Consider the following 17,365-nt stretch of genomic DNA (forward strand, 5'->3'; position numbering starts at 1 on the left):
CATGGACGATGCCCTTCCCTCCGCCAGCGTGCAACCCGACTTCCAGGCCCTCGTGGCCCGCCACTATCCCGACTGCGACCCGGTCGCCGTGATCGGCCACGCCAGCCGCTTCGCCGAATCCGATGACAGCGAGGCCTTCTGGCGCAACCTCGTGGACGGGCATCAATGCAGCCGCCGCTTCTCGCGGCAGGAGCTGATCGACGCCGGCCTGCCGCCCTCCACCGTCGATGCGCCGAACTTCGTCGGCATCGGCAGCGTGGTGCGCGATGCCGATGCCTTCGATGCCGCGCTGTTCGGCTACTCGCGGCAGGAAGCGGAATCGATCGACCCCCAGCAGCGGCTGTTCCTGCAAATTGCGTGGCACGCCCTGGAGCATGCCGGCTATGCGCCGCGCGACGTGCCCCACAAGACCGGCGTGTTCGGCTCCGCCCGGGTCAGCACCTATCCCGGCAAGGAACCGCTGCGCATCGCCGAAGTGGCCCAGGTGAAGGGCCTGCAGTCGCTGATGGGCAACGACAAGGACTACGTGGCGACGCGCGCGGCCTACAAGCTGAACCTGCGCGGCCCGGCGCTCTCCGTGCAGACGGCCTGCTCCAGCTCGCTGGTCGCGGTGCACATGGCCTGCGAGAGCCTGCGCGCCGGCGAATGCGACATGGCGGTGGCCGGCGGCGTGGCGGTGTCCTTCCCCCAGAACGCCGGCTACCTCCACCAGCCGGGCATGATCTTCTCCCCCGACGGCCTCTGCCGCCCGTTCGATGCTGAGGCCCAGGGCACCTTCGGGGGCAACGGAGCCGGGGCGGTGGTGCTGCGCCGCCTGGCCGACGCGCTGCGCGACGGGGACCCCATCGTCGCCGTCGTGCTCGGCAGCGCCATCAACAACGATGGCGGGCGCAAGGTCGGCTACACCGCGCCTTCGGTCGCCGGCCAGAGCGAGGTGATCCGCGAGGCCATGTCGCTCGCGGGCGTGGAGAGCCACCAGATCGGCCTGATCGAAGCCCACGGCACCGCCACCCCGCTCGGCGACCCGATCGAGGTGGAGGCGCTGCGCTCCGTCTTCCACCGGCGCGCCGACGGGCCGCCGTGCGCGCTGGGGTCGGTCAAGAGCAACCTGGGCCATCTGGACACCGCCGCCGGCATCGCCAGCCTGCTCAAGGCCGCCCTGGCGGTGGAGCGGGCGACGATTCCGCCGAGCCTGCACTTCCGCCACCCCAATCCGGCGCTGCGGCTGGATGACAGCCCGTTCCACGTGCCCGCGCAGGCCCAGCCCTGGACGGCACCCATCCGCCGGGCCGGGGTTTCGTCGTTCGGTATCGGCGGCACCAACTGCCACATGATCGTCGCCTCCCTGCCGGATGAACTGCGCGCGGCAAATACCGAACCCGCACCGGGCGAACCCGTGGCCCCGCCGGCGGGGGCCCTGCTGCTCAGCGCGTCCAGCGAAGGCGCCCTGCGGCGCCTGGCCGGGGCCTATGCGCAGGCGCTGCAGGCATCGCGGCCGAAGGATCTGGCCCACACGGCGCTGCACGGCCGGCACCTGGACCTGCCCTTCCGGCTGGCCACCCCGCTCTGCGAGGAAACCACCGCCGCCCTGGCGGCCTGCGCCGCCGGCGAGGACGACGTGCTGGTGCACCGCGGCGACGGCGAACCCGGCCGGCAGGCATGGCTGTTCACCGGCCACGGATCGCAGTGGCCCGGCATGGGCCGCACGCTGTACCGGCAGTCCCCCGCCTTCGCGGCGCGCCTGGACGTGTGCCTCGCCGCCTGCGAGGCCGGCAGCCGGCCGCTCACGCCCTCCCTGCGCGACGCCCTGCTCGGCGAGCACGGCGAACTGCTCGACCGGATGGAATACGCCCAGCCCGCGATCGTCGCCTTCGAACTCGCCATGGCCGCGCACTGGGAATCCCTGGGACTGCGGCCCGACGTGGTGCTGGGCCATTCGGTGGGCGAATTCGCCGCCGCGGTGGTGGCGGGCCATTACGGGGCCGAAGAAGTGATGCGCCTGGTGTGCCTGCGCGGCGCGCTGATGGAGCGCTGCAGCGGCGGCAACATGCTCTCCGCCTTCGCCGACGAAGCCACCCTCCTGCCGATCGCGGAGCCGCTCGGCCTCGACCTGGCCGCCTGGAACGGCGAGCGCCACCTGGTGTTCTCCGGCGAGCGCGACGCCATCGAAGCGCTGGCCGCGGCCCTGGGCGAACGCGACATCCGCTGCAACCGCCTGTCCGTCGCGGGCGCGGCCCATTCGCGCAGGCTCGACCCCATCCTCGAAGAGTTCCAGCGCGAGGCGGCCACCCTGCGGGCCGCGCCCGCGCGCCTGCCCCTGATCTCCACACTGACGGGCGAGCCCGTCGATGCGCAGGGGCTCAACGCACCCGACTACTGGCGCCGCCACCTGCGCGAGCCGGTGCGCTTCATCCAGGCCCTGCGGACGGCGATCGCGCAGGGCGCGGATGTCTTCCTGGAACTCGGTCCCGACGCGCCGCTGACCGGCATCGGCACCCGCGAAGCACCGCACACGGCCACCTGGATCGCCAGCGCGCGGCGCCACCAGCCCGCAGCGCCCCAGCTGGAACAGGCGCTGCTGCAGCTGTATTCGGCCGGGGTCGGACTGCCGTGGAAATCCCTGCTGCCAACGCGGGGCCGCAAGATCCCGGCGCCGCTCTACGCGTTCGACACCGACCGCTACTGGCGCGAGGCGGAGCCGGCCCCTGCCACCCCCTCCCCTGCAGCCTCCGCCGGCGCGCTGGACGCGGGCCGGCAGGTGGCCACGCAGGCCGCCGCGGAACTCGACCTGCCGCGCCTGCACGCGCTCTATGCCTGCGTGACGAAGCTGCATGCCATCGATGTCGATGCGCTGGTGCGGCGCTGCGTGGGCCCACGCATCGCGCAGGGCGTGACCGTGCTGGAGGTGCTGCGCGGCGGCCGCCTGCTGCCGCGCCATCGCCAGTTGCTCACGCGCCTGCTCAACGCCTGCGCCGAGGACGGCTACTACCGCCGCGACGGCGAACGCTATGCCGCCGCAGCCGACATCCCGCACGGATCGCGCGCCGCGCTCATCGACGAACTCCGTTCCTGCTGCGAAGGCCTGGACGTGATCGCCGAAACCGTCGCGCGGGCCGGCGAGAACCTGCACGCCATGATGAGCGGGCAGGTGGAACCCGTCGCGGTCATCTTCCCCGAGGGCGCATCCGGCGGCGTCGAGGTGCTCTACCAGGACTTCAGCTTCGGGCGCTACTTCAACCGCATCGCCGCCGGCACGGTGGCGGGCCTGATGCGTGAGCGCCAGGCACAGCGCCGGCAGCACGCGCCCTACCGCGTCCTCGAAGTCGGCGGCGGCACGGGAGGCACGACGGCCTGGCTGCTACCGGAGCTGGCGGACCAGCCCGCGCTGCGTTACGACTTCACCGACATCTCGGCCCTCTTCACCCGGCGCGCCGAACGCAAGTTCGCCGAGTACGGCTTCATGGCGTACCGCGAACTCGACCTGCAGAAGGATGCGCGGGCACAGGGCTTCGAGGCGGGCGGCTACGACCTGATCGTGGCCGCGAACGTGATCCACGCCACCCAGCACGTCGGGCGCACGCTCGCGAACCTCTACCCGCTGCTGAAGCCGGGAGGCCGGCTGCTGATGCGCGAGATCACCCGGCCGATGCGCCTGTTCGACTTCGTTTTCGGCCCGCTGGTCGCGCCGCTGCACGACGAGGAAGCCCGGGGCGGCGAGCTGTTCCTGACCACCTCGCGCTGGAAGGAGCAGTGCCTCGCCGCCGGCTTCGAGCGCATCGATTGGCTGCCCGACGACGGCACGCCGGCCGCGGACATCAGCGAGCACATCCTGCTGGCGACCGCACCGGGGCACGCGCCGGCGATCGCGCTGCCCTGGCAGGCCGGCGACGGTCCGCTCGGCCAGCCGCTCACGGGCAATGGGTGCTACCTCGCGGACTGGTCCGATTGCGCGGGCCAGGAAGAGCGCTGGCGCGAGCGCGTGCGTGCCGCATGCGCGGAGCTGTCGGCGCGCCACGGCAGCGGCCATGCGCTCGTGCCGGCCGGCATTCCCCCCGTGCCGCAGCGGCTCGGCCTCGTGCGGCTGCAGTGGCAGGCGGCGGCGTTCTCGGCCCCGCGCGTCGCGATCGAAGCCTGCGACGCCGCGGATGGATGGCGGTTCGCCCTGGCCTCCTCGGAAGCCACGCCGGACCTGCCGGCGCCCATGCCGGCGCCTGGAACCCATTACGAATGGCAGTGGTCCGAGGTGGCGAAAGCGCCGGCCATGGCGCAGGCATTCGCTCTGCACGGTGCATCGGCGGAACTGGCTGGGGCACTGCGCGCGGCGGGCATCGCGCTGGTGCCGCAGGCGCCCCGGACGCTGCTCGTGCTGCAGGCCGGCGAAGGAGACCCGCTCTCGGCTGCGGCCCCTCTGCTCGCGACGCTCTCGGGCAACGGGCCCCTCGTGGTCATCACCCGGGCCGCCTGGCGGATCCGCGCCGGCGATGCCGTCGATCCCGTGCACCACGCGGCCTGGGGCCTGCTGCGCGTGGCCGCCGCGGAACAGCCCGCGCGCGAAATCGCCGTGGTGGATCTCGACGCCGAGGCCGACTGGGACGCCCTGCTACCCGGCCTTGCGGCCGCGAGCGCCAGCCAGCGCTGGATCGCCGTGCGCGACGGCCGGCCGCTGGTGCCGCGACTGGCCGCCCAGCCCCATGCCGCGCCCGCCCTGCCGCCCGGAGGCTTGCCGGACAACGGCTGGCACCTCGTGACCGGCGCATTCGGCGGCCTGGGACGGCTCAGCGTGCAATGGCTCGCCAGCCACGGTGCGCGCCGCATCGCGCTGCTGGCGCCGCGCATGCCTGCGGACGGGGCAGACTTCCAGCGCATGGTGAGCGAACGGCATGGCTGCCGGTTGCACTGGGTGCCTTGCGACGTCGGTGATCCGGAGCAGCTCACCCGGGCGCTGGAGGATCTGCAGGCCGACGGCGGCATCGCCGGCGCCGTCCATTCGGCGGGCCTGCTGCACGACGCCCCGCTGGCCTCCCTCGACCGGGCCCGGATGGCGCCCGTGCTCGCGGTGAAGGCGCAGGCCGCGCGCACGCTGCAGGCATGGCTGCAGGCGAACCAGGGCCGCTACCTGCTGCTCTACTCGTCGGCCGCCGCCGCGCTGGGCGCCGCCGGCCAGGGCGCGCATGCCCTCGCCAGCGCGTACCTGGACGGCCTCGCCCTCGCGCAAGGCCCGGACACACGGCCCACGGTCGTCTCCATCGCCTGGGGTGCCTGGGGCGAAACCGGCCGCGCCGCCGATGCCGCGCTGCAGGACCAGCTCGCGGCGGGCGGCATGGGCCTGCTCGCCAGCGCCGAGGGTCTGTGGCACCTGGAGCAGGCCGCCATGCGCGGAGCGCCCTACCGGCTCGCCATGCGCGTCCTGCCGGAACGGCTCGATGCCGAACGGCGCGCCTTGCTGGCGCCCACCACCGGCACCAGCGCGCCCGCGGCCGCAGCCCCAGCATCGCCCGCCCGACCAACCGCGCCAACCCTTGCGCCCCCCAAAGACCTCCACGATGCCCAGGCCGTGGCCGCCTGGCTCACGGAGCGGATCGCCGCGCAGCTGCGGCTGGACGATCCGTCCCGGATCTCGCCCGGGCGCGATCTGCTGCAGCTCGGGCTCGATTCGCTGCTGTTCCTGGAGCTCAGCAGCGACATCCAGCGCCAGCTCGGCGTGCGCCTTGACGCCGGGCGTGCCTACCGCGACCTCACCGTGAACGGCCTGGGTCGGCTGATCGCCGAGCTCGCAGGCGAATCCGCGCCCGGCACGCCGGCGCGGCAGGCCCCGGCCCTGCTGGGCCACGACGCGGCCGGCCGACACCTGCCGTTCCCGCTGACGCCGATCCAGCACGCCTACTGGCTCGGCCGCACCGCACTGATCGAGTACGGCGGCGTCGCCTGCCACGTGCTCTTCGAGTGGGACCAGCGGCACGAGGCCTTCGACCTCGGGCGCTTCGAGCGCGCGTGGAACGCACTGGTGCGGCGCCACGACATGCTGCGCATGGTGGTCGATCCGGACGGCCAGCAGCGCATCCTCCCGCAGGTGCCCGACTACCGGATCGCGCGCCGCGACCTCCGGGCGCTTGCCGCCGGACAACAGCAGCAGGCCTTGGAGGACACGCGCCAGGCGATGTCCTACAGCGTGCCGCCCGCCGACCGCTGGCCCCTCTTCGAACTCGTCGCGAGCGAGCTCGACGACCAGCGCTACCGGCTGCACATGAACCTGGACCTCCTCATGTTCGACGTCCAGAGCTTCAAGGTCATGATGGACGATCTGGCCCTCGCCTATCGCGGCCAGGATCTGGAGCCCCTGCCCATCACGTTCCGCGACTACGTGCTGGCGGAGCAGGCACGCCGCCAGGAGGACACGTGGCTGGCCTCCTGGCACTACTGGCAGGAGCGGATCGCGGAGTTGCCCCCCGCCCCGCGCCTGCCGCTGGCCGCCGACCGGCCACGCACCCAGCCGCGCTTCACCACCTACCAGGCCCGGCTGGACCCGGCCGCCTGGAGCGGCCTCAAGCGGGAATGGCAGGCCTGGGGGGTGACGCCGTCGGCGGCGCTGCTGACGCTCTTCGCCCACACGCTGGAGCGCTGGTCCCGGCAGCCCGACTTCACGCTCAACCTCACCTTCTTCGACCGCCGTCCGGTCCATCCCCAGGTGCGCCAGCTGATCGGCGACTTCACCTCGGTGCTGCTGATCGACTTCGACCTCGGCAACCCCTGCCCGCTGCGCGAGTCCATCGAACGCACGCAGCAGCGCCTGTGGCAACGCCTCGCGCACAGCCAGGTCAACGGTGTCGAGCTGATGCGGGAGCTCGGCAAGGGCCGGGGACTGCAGCGGCAGCCCCTGATGCCAGTGGTTTTCACCAGCATGCTCGGCATGTCGCTGGACGGCCTCGCCATCGACCAGGCCATGACCGGCCTGCTCGGCGACCCGGTGCACGTGTTCACGCAGACGCCGCAGGTCTGGCTCGACCACCAGGTCATGGAGATCGATGGTGAACTGGTGTTCAGCTGGTACTGCATGGACGACGTGCTGGACGACGGCGCGGCCCGGGCCATGTTCGAGGACTACCGCGCGGTGCTGGGCGCGGTGGCGGCCCGGCCGGAGTTGATGGGCCGGGCCGGCCTGGCGAAGCTGCGGGAAGACGGCGGCCTGGAGACCTTCACGCGCCGCCCCTGGCCCGCGCATGCCCAGGGCGCCGGCATCGACCTGCGCGACATCGAAGACGCGCTGCGCGAACGGGCCGGCATCCTCCAGGCCGAGGCCACGCCCGCGCCGGACGGCCGCACGCTGGAAGTGAAGGTGGTGGCCGCCGACCGGGAATGCCTGCCGCCCGGGCAGGCCCCGTGCGATCCGGGCGTGCTGGAGCCGCTGGAGGCCGCGCCGCAGGACGAACTCGAAGCCGCATGGCAATGGCTCGAAGCACGCGCCGTGCGCGGCATCGTGGACACCCTGCGGGGCCATGCGCTCTTCGAGCGCAACGGCCAGGGCCACGGCCTCGACGAAGTCCATGCCCAGCTGCAGGCCCTTCCGCAATACCGCCGCCTAGTGCGCCAGTGGCTGCGCCTGCTGTGCGAGCGCGGCTGGCTGCGGGAAGACGGCGGGGTCTTCGTGCGCGAGCGCGACTTCACGGAGAAGGCGGATCTGCAGCCGCTGCCGGACGCGGACTGGTGCCGCACCATCGCCCGCTATCTGGACAACTGTATCGCCCACCATGGCGCACTGCTGAGCGGCACCCGCTCTCCGCTGGAATTGATGTTCGCCGACGGCGACGCCATCGCCCGCGCCTTCTACAGCGACAACCCCGCGGCCCGCTGCCTCCACCGGCACGCCGCGCGGATCGCGGGCGCGCTGGGCGAGGGCCTGTCGGACCTGCGCGTGCTGGAAGTCGGAGCGGGCATCGGCGCGACCACCCGCCATGTCCTCCCGGCACTGCAGGGCCGCCTGGCGGACTACCGGTTCACGGACGTATCGACGCTGTTCCTCGACGATGCGCGCAAGCAGTTCGGCCACGCGCCCGAGGTCGATTACGCCCTGCTCGACATCAATCGCCCGGTGGACTTCGATGCCCACCCCGGGCAGGGCTACGACCTGATCGTCGCCGGGCAGGTGATGCACGACGCGAGCCACGTGGCGCGGTCGCTGCGCCGCCTCGGCATGCTGCTCAGGCCCGGTGGCAGGCTGCTGCTGGTCGAGGCCACCGAGCGCGACAGCGCCCTGCAGATGGCCAGCGTGGGCTTCATCGAGAGCCTGGGCGGCTACCAGGACGTCCGCATCCTGGACGACAAACCGATGCTCGACCTGCCGATGTGGCGCTCGGCCCTGGAGCAGGCCGGCTTCGGCGTGGAGCTGGCGTGGCCCGGGGAAGAGCGCACGCCGCTGCGCCAGCACCTCATCCTGGCCCGCGCGGAGCGCGTCGGCCGGCTCGACACCGGCGACATCGAGCGCTCGCTGCGGGCACGGTTCGGCGACCGCCTTCCCGCCGTGCGCGTGCGGCAGTGCGAGCGGATCGACAGCGCCGAGGCCCCGGCGGCGGCGCTGCCGGCCACCACCTCCGCGGCGCCCGCGCAGCCTGCCCAGGAAAGACAGGGCGGCGGCACTGCAGACCGCGCCGCGCTGGAGCGCCAGGTTGCCACGGTCTGGCAGGAGCTTCTCGCGCGGCCGGTCCCGCGGGACGCCGATTTCTTCCAGTCCGGCGGCGACAGCCTGATCGCCACGCGGATGATCGCCCGGCTCCACCGGCAAGGGCTGCGCGGCGCCAGCCTGCAGGGCCTGTTCACCCACCCCACCCTGGCGGGTTTCTGCACGCTGCTCGAACCACCGCAGGCGGTGGACGCCCCGAGTGTCCTGATCCCGATCGCCCGGGGGAGCAAGGCCGGGTGCGCCTTCGTATTCCACGCCTCGGACGGCGAGCTCGGCGCCTACCTGCCCCTGGCCCGGCACCTGGATACCGAGGTCTTCGGACTGCAGGCCCCCGATGCCCTGAAAGCCGCGAGCCTGAAGGACCTCGCCGCCGGCTATGCCGCGGCCATCCGGCGCCAGCGGCCCCAGGGGCCCTACACCCTGATCGGCTGGTCCTACGGCGCCTTCGTCGCCGCCGAGACGGCCCGCCTGCTGCACCAGGACGGCGCCCCGGTCGAGCTGTCGCTGATCGATCCGGTCTGCCGCGGCGACTTCGCCTTCGCCGACCGCGCCGCGCTGCTTCGGCTGATCGCCAACGGCCGGGTCCAGGTGCCGCTGCCGGACGACCTGGAACGGCTCGCCCCGGACGAGCAGGTCGCCTGCTTCGCGCGCAATGCGGCGGCGGCCGGCCTGCTGGCCTCCGACCCCGATCCGGCGCAGGCACGCGGCTGGATCGACCGCATCGCCCACCTGCTGGAAATGCTCTCGCGCCACCCCGCGCCGGAGCCCCTGCCCGTGCCATGCCTGTGGCTGAGCGCCGGGCAGCGCCCCGCGCACTGGACGCCCGCGGAGCACGACTGGTCGCGCTGGGCGCCCGAGGCCGAGCGGCACACGCTCGACGCCGACCACTGGCAACTGGTGATGGACGAAACCGCAGCCCGGCGTGCCGCGGCGCTGATGCGCCAATGGCAGCAGCGCCACAACGGAACCAAGGAACGGACCACATGAACTCCCCTGACCCGAAAAAACGGCGCGTCCTCATCGCGGGCGCCAAGTTCGGCGAGATGTACCTCAACGCCTTCCTGCAGGCCCAGCCCGGGCTGGAGCTGGCAGGCCTGCTGGCGACCGGCAGCCCGCGGGCGCAGCAATTGGCCCACGCCTTCGGCATCCCGCTCTACACCCATGTGGACCAAGTGCCGGACGACATCGACATCGCCTGCGTGGTGGTGCGCTCGACGGTGGTGGGCGGCAGCGGAACGGCGCTGGCCGAAGCGTTCCTGCGGCGCGGGATGCACGTGATCCAGGAACACCCCCTGCACCCGGACGATGCCGAGCGCCTGCAGGGGCTGGCCGACGAGCGTGGCTGCGCCTACTGGATCAACAGCTACTACGCGCATGCACCGGCCGGGCAATGCTGGATCGAGCGGGCACGGCGTGCGCGGCAACTGCTCGGCGGCGAGGCGGCGCACTTCGCGCACCTGACCACGAGCCGGCAGTTGCTCTACTCGTCGCTCGACCTCCTGCTGCAGGCCTGCGGCACGGACGGCACCGGGCACGAAGTCGCGGTCGAAGCCACGGCCGACGAAGACGGGGCCTTCCGGCTCCTGCGGCTGGACCTGGGCGGATGCCGGGCGGCACTGCGCCTGCAGACCTACCTGGACCCGGGCGATCCCGATCTGCACAGCCTGGCCATGCACCAGCTCACGCTGGGATGGCCCTCGGGCTACCTTTCTCTGGAGGCCAGCCATGGCCCCGTGCTGTGGACATCGGCGCTGTACGACCCGCGCCACCGCGAAAGCGACCAGAGCCTCTACCGCAGCGCCCAGGATGCCGGCGGCGACCCGTTCGCGCGCCCCGGCACGCACCTGGTCCATCCCGCGCCTCCGGACTGGCGCCATGCCCTGGAGGTCGACGGCCCGACCGGCGTGGGCCGTGTGCTGCAGATGCTGAACCGGCATCTGGACGGGGCCCCCGTTCCCTCTGCCTTCCGGGCTGGCTACCAGCAGGCCCTGGCCCGGCTGTGGCAACAGACGCTGCGCTGTGCGGGCGCGGCCCGCGAGCGCAGCCTGCCTCCGCCCCGCATCCTCGACGTGCAGGCGCTGGCCGAGCCCTGCCACCTCGAACCGGAACCCGCGCCATGACGCCAGGCAGCATGCTGCGCACGATCGTGTCGGTGCCCGAACCGGCGGCGCTCCATGTGGTGCTCTGCCCGTTCGCGGGCGGCAGCGGCGGTGCATTCCGCAGCTGGCACGGCATCGAGGATGCGGGAGTGCACGTGTCCCTGGCCATCTATCCCGGCCGCGACCACCGCCTGCGCGAGGCCTGCGCCACGGACATCGGGGCGCTGGCCCGCCAGCTGGTCGAGGCACTCAGCGCCGCTGGCATCGAGCCGGACCAGGCCATCCTCGCCGGCCACAGCATGGGTGCCCAGGTGGCGTTCGAGGCCTGTGCGCTCCTGGAGCGGCGCGGCGAACACCCGGCCGGCCTCGTGCTGTCCGGCTGCCATGCGCCCCACCTGCGGGGACGCCGGCTGCTCAGCCCCCTGGACGACACCGCCTTCCTCACCCAGCTCGTGGACATCGGCGGCTGCAGCCCGGAGTTGCTGTCCGACCCGGCGCTGCTGGCCCTGTTCCTGCCCATGCTGCGCGCCGACTTCCGCGCCACCGAAGACTACGGCCGCGCCGATTCGCCGGACCGGCAGCGCCTGCGCACCCCGGCGCTGCTCATTTACGGAAGCAGCGACGAGGAAGCCCACCGCAGCGAGGTCGCGGCATGGGCGCACTGGCTGCGCGACGCGGAAGGTCCGGTCGCCATCGCCGGAGACCATTTCTACGCCACCCGGCGGCCACGGGCCTTTCTGGGCCACATCGCGCGCCGTTTCGCATCACTCGCCACAAGCATCCACGCCAGGTGAACCCATGGACACACGCACCCGCAACATCCCCCAAGACGATCTGCAGCCCTCAGGCCATGCCGAGCCACATCCCCCGCTGGGCGAATGCCTGCGCCGCTGGGCGCACCTGCATGCTGCGCGCACCGCGCTGGTGGACGAAGACACCCGCCTCTCGTTCGCCGAACTGGACCGCCGCGTGGACCGACTGGCGGCAGGCCTGCACGCGCGCGGGCTTCGCAGCGGCGACCGCGCGATGGTGCAACTGCCCAACGGCATCGGCTTCGTCACCGCCTGCTTCGCGCTGCTGCGCCTCGGCGCCGTTCCCGTGCTTGCCATGCCCACCCAGCGCGCGCACGACATCGATGCCCTTTGCCGCCTCGCGGAGCCCGTGGCCTACTTCGTGCCGAACCAGGCCAACGGCTTCGACCACCGGCCGCTGGCCGCGGACATGGTGCGTGCGCACCCCTCGCTGCGGACCGTGGTCGTCGATGGCGAGACGGGCCCGCACCTGCCCGATGCATGCTCCCTGGAAAGCCTGGACGGCGCTCCCCGGGAATGGGCCGCCCCCTCGCCTGGCGACACCGCGCTGCTCCTGCTGTCGGGGGGGACGACCGGCGTGCCCAAGCTGATTCCACGCACCCATGCCGATTACGCCTACAACTTCAGCGCCTCGGCCGAGCTGTGCGGACTGGACGAACACACCGTCTATCTCGCCGTGCTGCCGGTCGCCCACAACTTCACCCTGGCCTGCCCCGGCGTGCTCGGCACGCTGGCCCGGGGAGGCACCGTCGTGCTGTCCCGCACGGCGAGCTGCGACGAAGCCATGCCCCTGATCGAGCGCGAGCGCGTCACCCACCTGGCGCTGGTACCGCCCCTGGCGCAGCTGTGGGTCCAGGCCCGCGAATGGGAAGACAGCGATCTGTCGAGCCTGCGCCTCGTCCAGGTCGGCGGCTCGCGGCTGGAGCCCACGCTGGCCCGGCGCCTGCCGCAAGCCCTGGGCTGCCGGCTGCAGCAGGTGTTCGGCATGGCCGAAGGGCTGCTCTGCTACACCCGGCTGGACGATCCGCAGGACACGATCGTCCACACCCAGGGGCGCCCGCTGTCTGCGCAGGACGAAATACGCATCGTGGATGCGAACGACCAGGACGTTCCCCCCGGCGAGGTCGGGCAGTTGCTTACCCGCGGCCCCTACACCATTCGCGGCTACTACCGCGCGCCCGATCAGAACACCCGCAGCTTCACCGCCGACGGCTACTACCGCACGGGAGACCTGGTGCGCCGGGACTCCGCCGGCAACCTGATCGTCGAAGGCCGCCTCAAGGAGCAGATCCAGCGCAGCGGCGAGAAGATCGCGGCGGCCGAGGTGGAAGCCGCGCTTGGCCAGCTCCCGGGCGTGCGCGCCGCGGCCGTCGTCGGCGCCCCGGACGACTTGCTGGGCGAGAGGATCTGCGCCTTCGTGCAGCCCCGGGATGATGCCCCCATCGACACGGGCAGCCTGCGGCAGGCCCTGCGAGAGCGCGGGCTGAGCGCCTTCAAGCTGCCGGACCAGTTCGAGACCGTCACCCATTGGCCGCTCACCCCGGTGGGCAAGATCGACAAGCAGCGGCTGGTCGCGATCGCCCAGGAACGTCGTGCGCCCTCCTCCCAGGCCCCCGCCGCCGCGCGCTACACCGAACGCCGCCTGGCGGTGGCCACCGCGCCGCTGGAGCTGTCGGCCCGGCTGGCCAGCCGCCTTTCATCACGGCACTACACGCTGTACGAACGCGGCAACGAATGGCACATCGGTCTGGACTCGGCCCTGGATGTCGTGGTCGAAGCCGACGGGACGGTCCGCCGCAGCGACGGCGCCACATGGCAAGGCCTTCCGCCCTGTGCAGGCGTCGCCCAGGCGCTCGCCGACATCCCGTTCGAAGGCTGGCGCGCATACGGCCGCGCCGATTTCGAGCTGGCGCACCTGATCCACGGACTTGATGCGACCGGGGGAGCGCGGCGCCTCCTGAAGCTGTCCATCCCCCGTTGCGAAATCATTCTTCGGGAGGGAGAAGCCCTGGTCCGCGCCCTGGATCCCGCCGATCTGGCCGGCATGGCGGCCCTGGTGGAATCCCAGGATGCCGCCAGTGGACCGGAGATCGGCCCCCCCGTCGAGATCGCCTGGGACGCGGGCACCGAGCACGCCTACAAGGACCGCGTTGCCGCCGCCGTCGACGAGATGCGGGCGCACGCCTACCAGAAGGTCATCCTCTCGCGGACCGCCGAAGCACCGGCCGCCCTCGACATGGTGTCGAGCTATCTCACGGGCCGGCGATCCAACACCCCCGCGCGCTCCTTCCTGCTGCGCGACGGCGATTTCGAAGCGTATGGCTTCAGCCCGGAAACCGTGGTGGAAATCGATGCCCTGGGCCGGGTTTCCACCCAGCCCCTGGCCGGCACGCGCGCGCTGTCCGGCGACGCCGCCGAGGATGAAAGGCTCCAGCGCGAACTGCTCGCGGACGCCAAGGAAGTCGCCGAACACGCCGTCTCCGTGAAACTCGCCCTGCGCGAAATGGCCGAAATCTGCGCACCCGAGTCCCTGGGCGTGAGCGAATTCATGGATGTCTATCGGCGGGGCAGCGTCCAGCACCTCGCCTCCCGCGTGGCCGGCCAGTTGGCCCCGGGCCGCGATGCCTGGAGCGCTTTCGAGCAGCTGTTCCCGGCGGTGACTGCCTCGGGCATCCCCAAGCGCGAGGCCCTGGACAGCATCCGGCGCCACGAGCGCGCACCCCGCGGCCTCTACAGCGGCTGCGTCATGCTGGTGGGCAGCGACGGCGCGATGGACGCCGCGCTGGTGCTGCGCTCTGCCTACCGCGACGGCGACCGCTGCTGGCTGCAGGCCGGCGCCGGGCTGGTGCCCTCGTCCACGCCGGACAGGGAGTGGACGGAAACCTGCGAGAAACTGGCATCGGTGTCGCGCCACCTGCGCCTGCGGACGGGGCCCGGCGAGCGTGCGGAACCTGAACCCCTCCAGGCCTGATCGCCGCGAAGACCTGCGGCCCGGCAGGGAGCGCTGCACGGTGCCCCCTTGCCGGGAGCACCGCCCTCTGGCCATCCGGCCACGGGAGCCCTGCCGAAAACGGCGGCTCCAGGATCGCGCAACCACGGCGGCTTCAGCCTGCGCTCCCCGGAACACCGCGCGCGGGAGTTCCGGATGCGCGCCGCCGAACGGCCGCCTGCGGGCGCGATGCCCCTTGCGGAACCTACGGCTGCGCCACTCCCAGGCGCACGATGCTCGGAACGTAGCGCCCCAGCCAGGGCAGCTTCGCGATCACGGGAGCCAGGCAAGCCGGGAAGGTACGAAAGCGCCGGTAGGGCTCTTCCTCCACCCGAGCGATGCGGGGACTCCAGCTGTGCAGCAACGGCGCGATCTCATGGCGATCCAGGCCCCAGGGCATCGGTGGAACCTGGTAATGCGGCGTGCGGCTGAGGCCTTGCAGCGTCTTGCGCGAAAACCAGCGGGGAATCACGTCGAACATCAGCTCTGCCCCGGGCAGGCGTTCGGCGATGAGCGCCACCAGGCGGCGCACATCGGCTTCCTCGAAATACATGAACAGGCCCTGCGCGGTGATGAAGATCCCGCGCGACGGATCGACCTCGTCCAGCCACGCGGGATCGAGCGCCGACAGCCCCAGATGCCGGCAGCGCTCGCTGGCCGGCAGATAGCGCTCGCGCACGGCGATGGCCTCCGGCACATCCACACACAGCCAGCGCACCTGGCCGTCGTCGCAGCGCTGGAACTGGGTTTCCAGCCCGCTGCCCAGCTCGACGACCATCCCCCCGGGATGGGCCGCAAGCCACGGCCGAAGCGCATCGTCGAACATCGCCGAGCGCGTGGCATGCGACGCATCGGGAGGACCAAAGTCCCGGTCGTAGTCGTAAGGAATGGACCGATAGATGCGGACAGCCTCGGCATCCCTCAGCCAGCCGTTGGGACGCAAGGCCTCGGTAGCACGGTTGTGGAGCGTCCACAGCATCGTCTGCGGAACACCGGTCAATACGCACGCATCGGTCATCCGAAGGTCTCCAGGCTGGTTGAAAAAGGCCGCCCCCGGGCGGCCTGCGATGGCATCGCGATTGGACATCGGGTGATGAGCAAGCGCACTCATTAATAATAATGCGTCTCATTACATTTTATGGTTGAAATCATCGAATTTGATGCGCTTGATCGGCCATCAATGCTTCGCTCCGGCTGAAAGCCCTTCGGCGGTGCCGGCAGATCATCGCCGTAGCGCATCGTCTGGCCCAGGGTGTTGTCCCGGGTCTGGATGCGCTGGCCCGCGGCCCTCGTGCGTGAGATCGCCCGCCCGGTTGTACACGTACGTGTAGTCCACCGTTCCGCCGCCCACCTTCGAGTCTATGCGCCAGCGTGGCAAATCACTATTCTTTTTATAGCAAACTATTCAAAGAATACGGCGACATCCCGGGGTTTTTATTCAAGCTTCGTGCGTGGCACCCTGCGCACCAAGGCAGACGCAAGTCCGAATGGGTCGTGCGCCAAGTCCTGCACCTGAGCTTGCACATCCCCAGCGGACACCAAATCGCCCACGTGTTCAATCGACTCCACGGCCACCGGCTCGCCATCGGCAAGACCTTTGTCTATCAATGCCGTGTGCAGCATGCCGAGCATCTGACCGGGATGCGCCGGGCAGTGCAACGGCGTGCGCCCTGGCCCGTGGCCCCAACCACACCTAGGGCATTAAACCTGAGCAGCGTGCCGGGGCCTGACGACACCCGCGTGAACATCCTGGGCAGCCATGGATCATGGCTCGCGCCTCTACGTTCAGCTGCAGGCCCTGCCGGGCAAATGCACCTGGACCTTGCTCGGACATCTGCTGATTGCTATCGGGCACCATGGCAAACCCCATGCCATCCGCACCGACAACGAGGCCGTGCTCACCAGCCGGCTCTGGCGCACTGCATTGGGCCTAATAGGCATTCGGCACCAGCGCAGCGCGCTAGGATGTCCATGGCAGAACAGCCGGATTGAACGGCTCTTCAGCACGCTCAAGCCCGTTCTGCGATCCATGCACCTGACGCCTGGAGGACTGCCAAGGACACTGGCCGGCCGGATTCACCAGCTCCTACAACGAAATCCGTCCGCATCAGAACCTGGATGGCTTGACGCCACACGATGCTTGGCATGGCATCACCTGGGTGGATGTTTACCGGGCGCAGGGCCGAGGGGCGTGGGCGCAGGCCTGTGAGGGACGGCTGTGGGGTTATCGATCCCGATGTTGAAGCTCCACCTGCCCGCCACCGCCCGCCGAGCCATGCCGTCCGCAGTAAAGCAGGGTGGATTGCGCCGGCAAGGCGGTTTCTGCTGCATCCATCGCCCAGGCGAGGTGAAATTCTTCCCGACTAGGAGCCGATCCAGTCATTGGCAGGCCGGAGCCGCCTAAAAAATGGGCAAGGCATCTTGGAAAAATGGGCGGTCTCAAAACCGAAATGCAACATCCGGCATTTGCTGATCGATTAATGGATTGTCGCGTCGCGTTGCTCAGCCATACCTTGCACGAGATCGCGCATAGCTTGAATGGGGCTGCGCCAGTCGAGCGTGGCGCGCGGCCGGTTGTTCAGCAGGTCGGCAATGGAGTCCAGTTCGTCTTGGCTGTAGACCGACAGGTCCGTGCCCTTGGGCAGAAATTGGCGCAGCAGTCCGTTGGTGTTCTCGCAGCTGCCGCGCTGCCAGGGGCTGTGCGGATCGCAGAAGTACACGCGCATGTTGGTGTCGCGCGCCAGTTCGCGATGGCGCGCCATCTCGCGCCCTTGGTCGTATGTCAGCGTCT

The 17,365-nt window shown here is 71.1% G+C and carries 6 protein-coding genes; 4 read left to right on the forward strand and 2 right to left on the reverse strand.

The features are described from left to right. Window position 1 precedes the first annotated feature (1 nt). Genes AX018_RS11065 through AX018_RS11080 form a run of 4 tightly spaced genes read left to right on the forward strand, consistent with a single transcriptional unit; the run spans window position 2 to window position 14,556 of the window. A complete protein-coding gene (locus tag AX018_RS11065) occupies window positions 2-9,661 on the forward strand; it encodes a type I polyketide synthase (protein ID WP_111877340.1) in 9,660 nt (3,219 codons plus the stop codon). After that, complete coding sequence (locus AX018_RS11070; RefSeq protein ID WP_111877341.1) at window positions 9,658-10,794, forward strand: Gfo/Idh/MocA family oxidoreductase; 1,137 nt, start codon at window positions 9,658-9,660, stop codon at window positions 10,792-10,794. The genes AX018_RS11065 and AX018_RS11070 overlap by 4 nt, the downstream gene beginning before the upstream one ends. Next, a complete protein-coding gene (locus tag AX018_RS11075) occupies window positions 10,791-11,567 on the forward strand; it encodes a thioesterase II family protein (protein WP_111877342.1) in 777 nt (258 codons plus the stop codon). The genes AX018_RS11070 and AX018_RS11075 overlap by 4 nt, the downstream gene beginning before the upstream one ends. A 4-nt stretch (window positions 11,568-11,571) precedes the next feature. Then, the gene (locus AX018_RS11080; RefSeq protein WP_111877343.1) at window positions 11,572-14,556 is read left to right on the forward strand and encodes a salicylate synthase; all 2,985 of its coding nucleotides are present in this window, start codon (window positions 11,572-11,574) and stop codon (window positions 14,554-14,556) included. Window positions 14,557-14,779: 223 nt separating this feature from the next. Here AX018_RS11080 and AX018_RS11085 read toward each other — a convergent pair whose 3' ends face one another. Together AX018_RS11085 and AX018_RS11100 are read right to left on the reverse strand one after the other, a co-directional pair. Beyond that, window positions 14,780-15,592 (reverse strand): class I SAM-dependent methyltransferase, encoded by an 813-nt coding sequence (locus AX018_RS11085; protein ID WP_111877344.1) that lies wholly within the window; start codon window positions 15,590-15,592, stop codon window positions 14,780-14,782. Window positions 15,593-17,051: 1,459 nt separating this feature from the next. Beyond that, the coding region (locus AX018_RS11100) for an IS30 family transposase (protein ID WP_111877352.1) at window positions 17,052-17,365 on the reverse strand (314 nt) is incomplete at its 5' end.

The organism is Paracidovorax anthurii (assembly GCF_003269065.1).
GTDB classification, from domain to species: domain Bacteria; phylum Pseudomonadota; class Gammaproteobacteria; order Burkholderiales; family Burkholderiaceae_C; genus Paracidovorax; species Paracidovorax anthurii.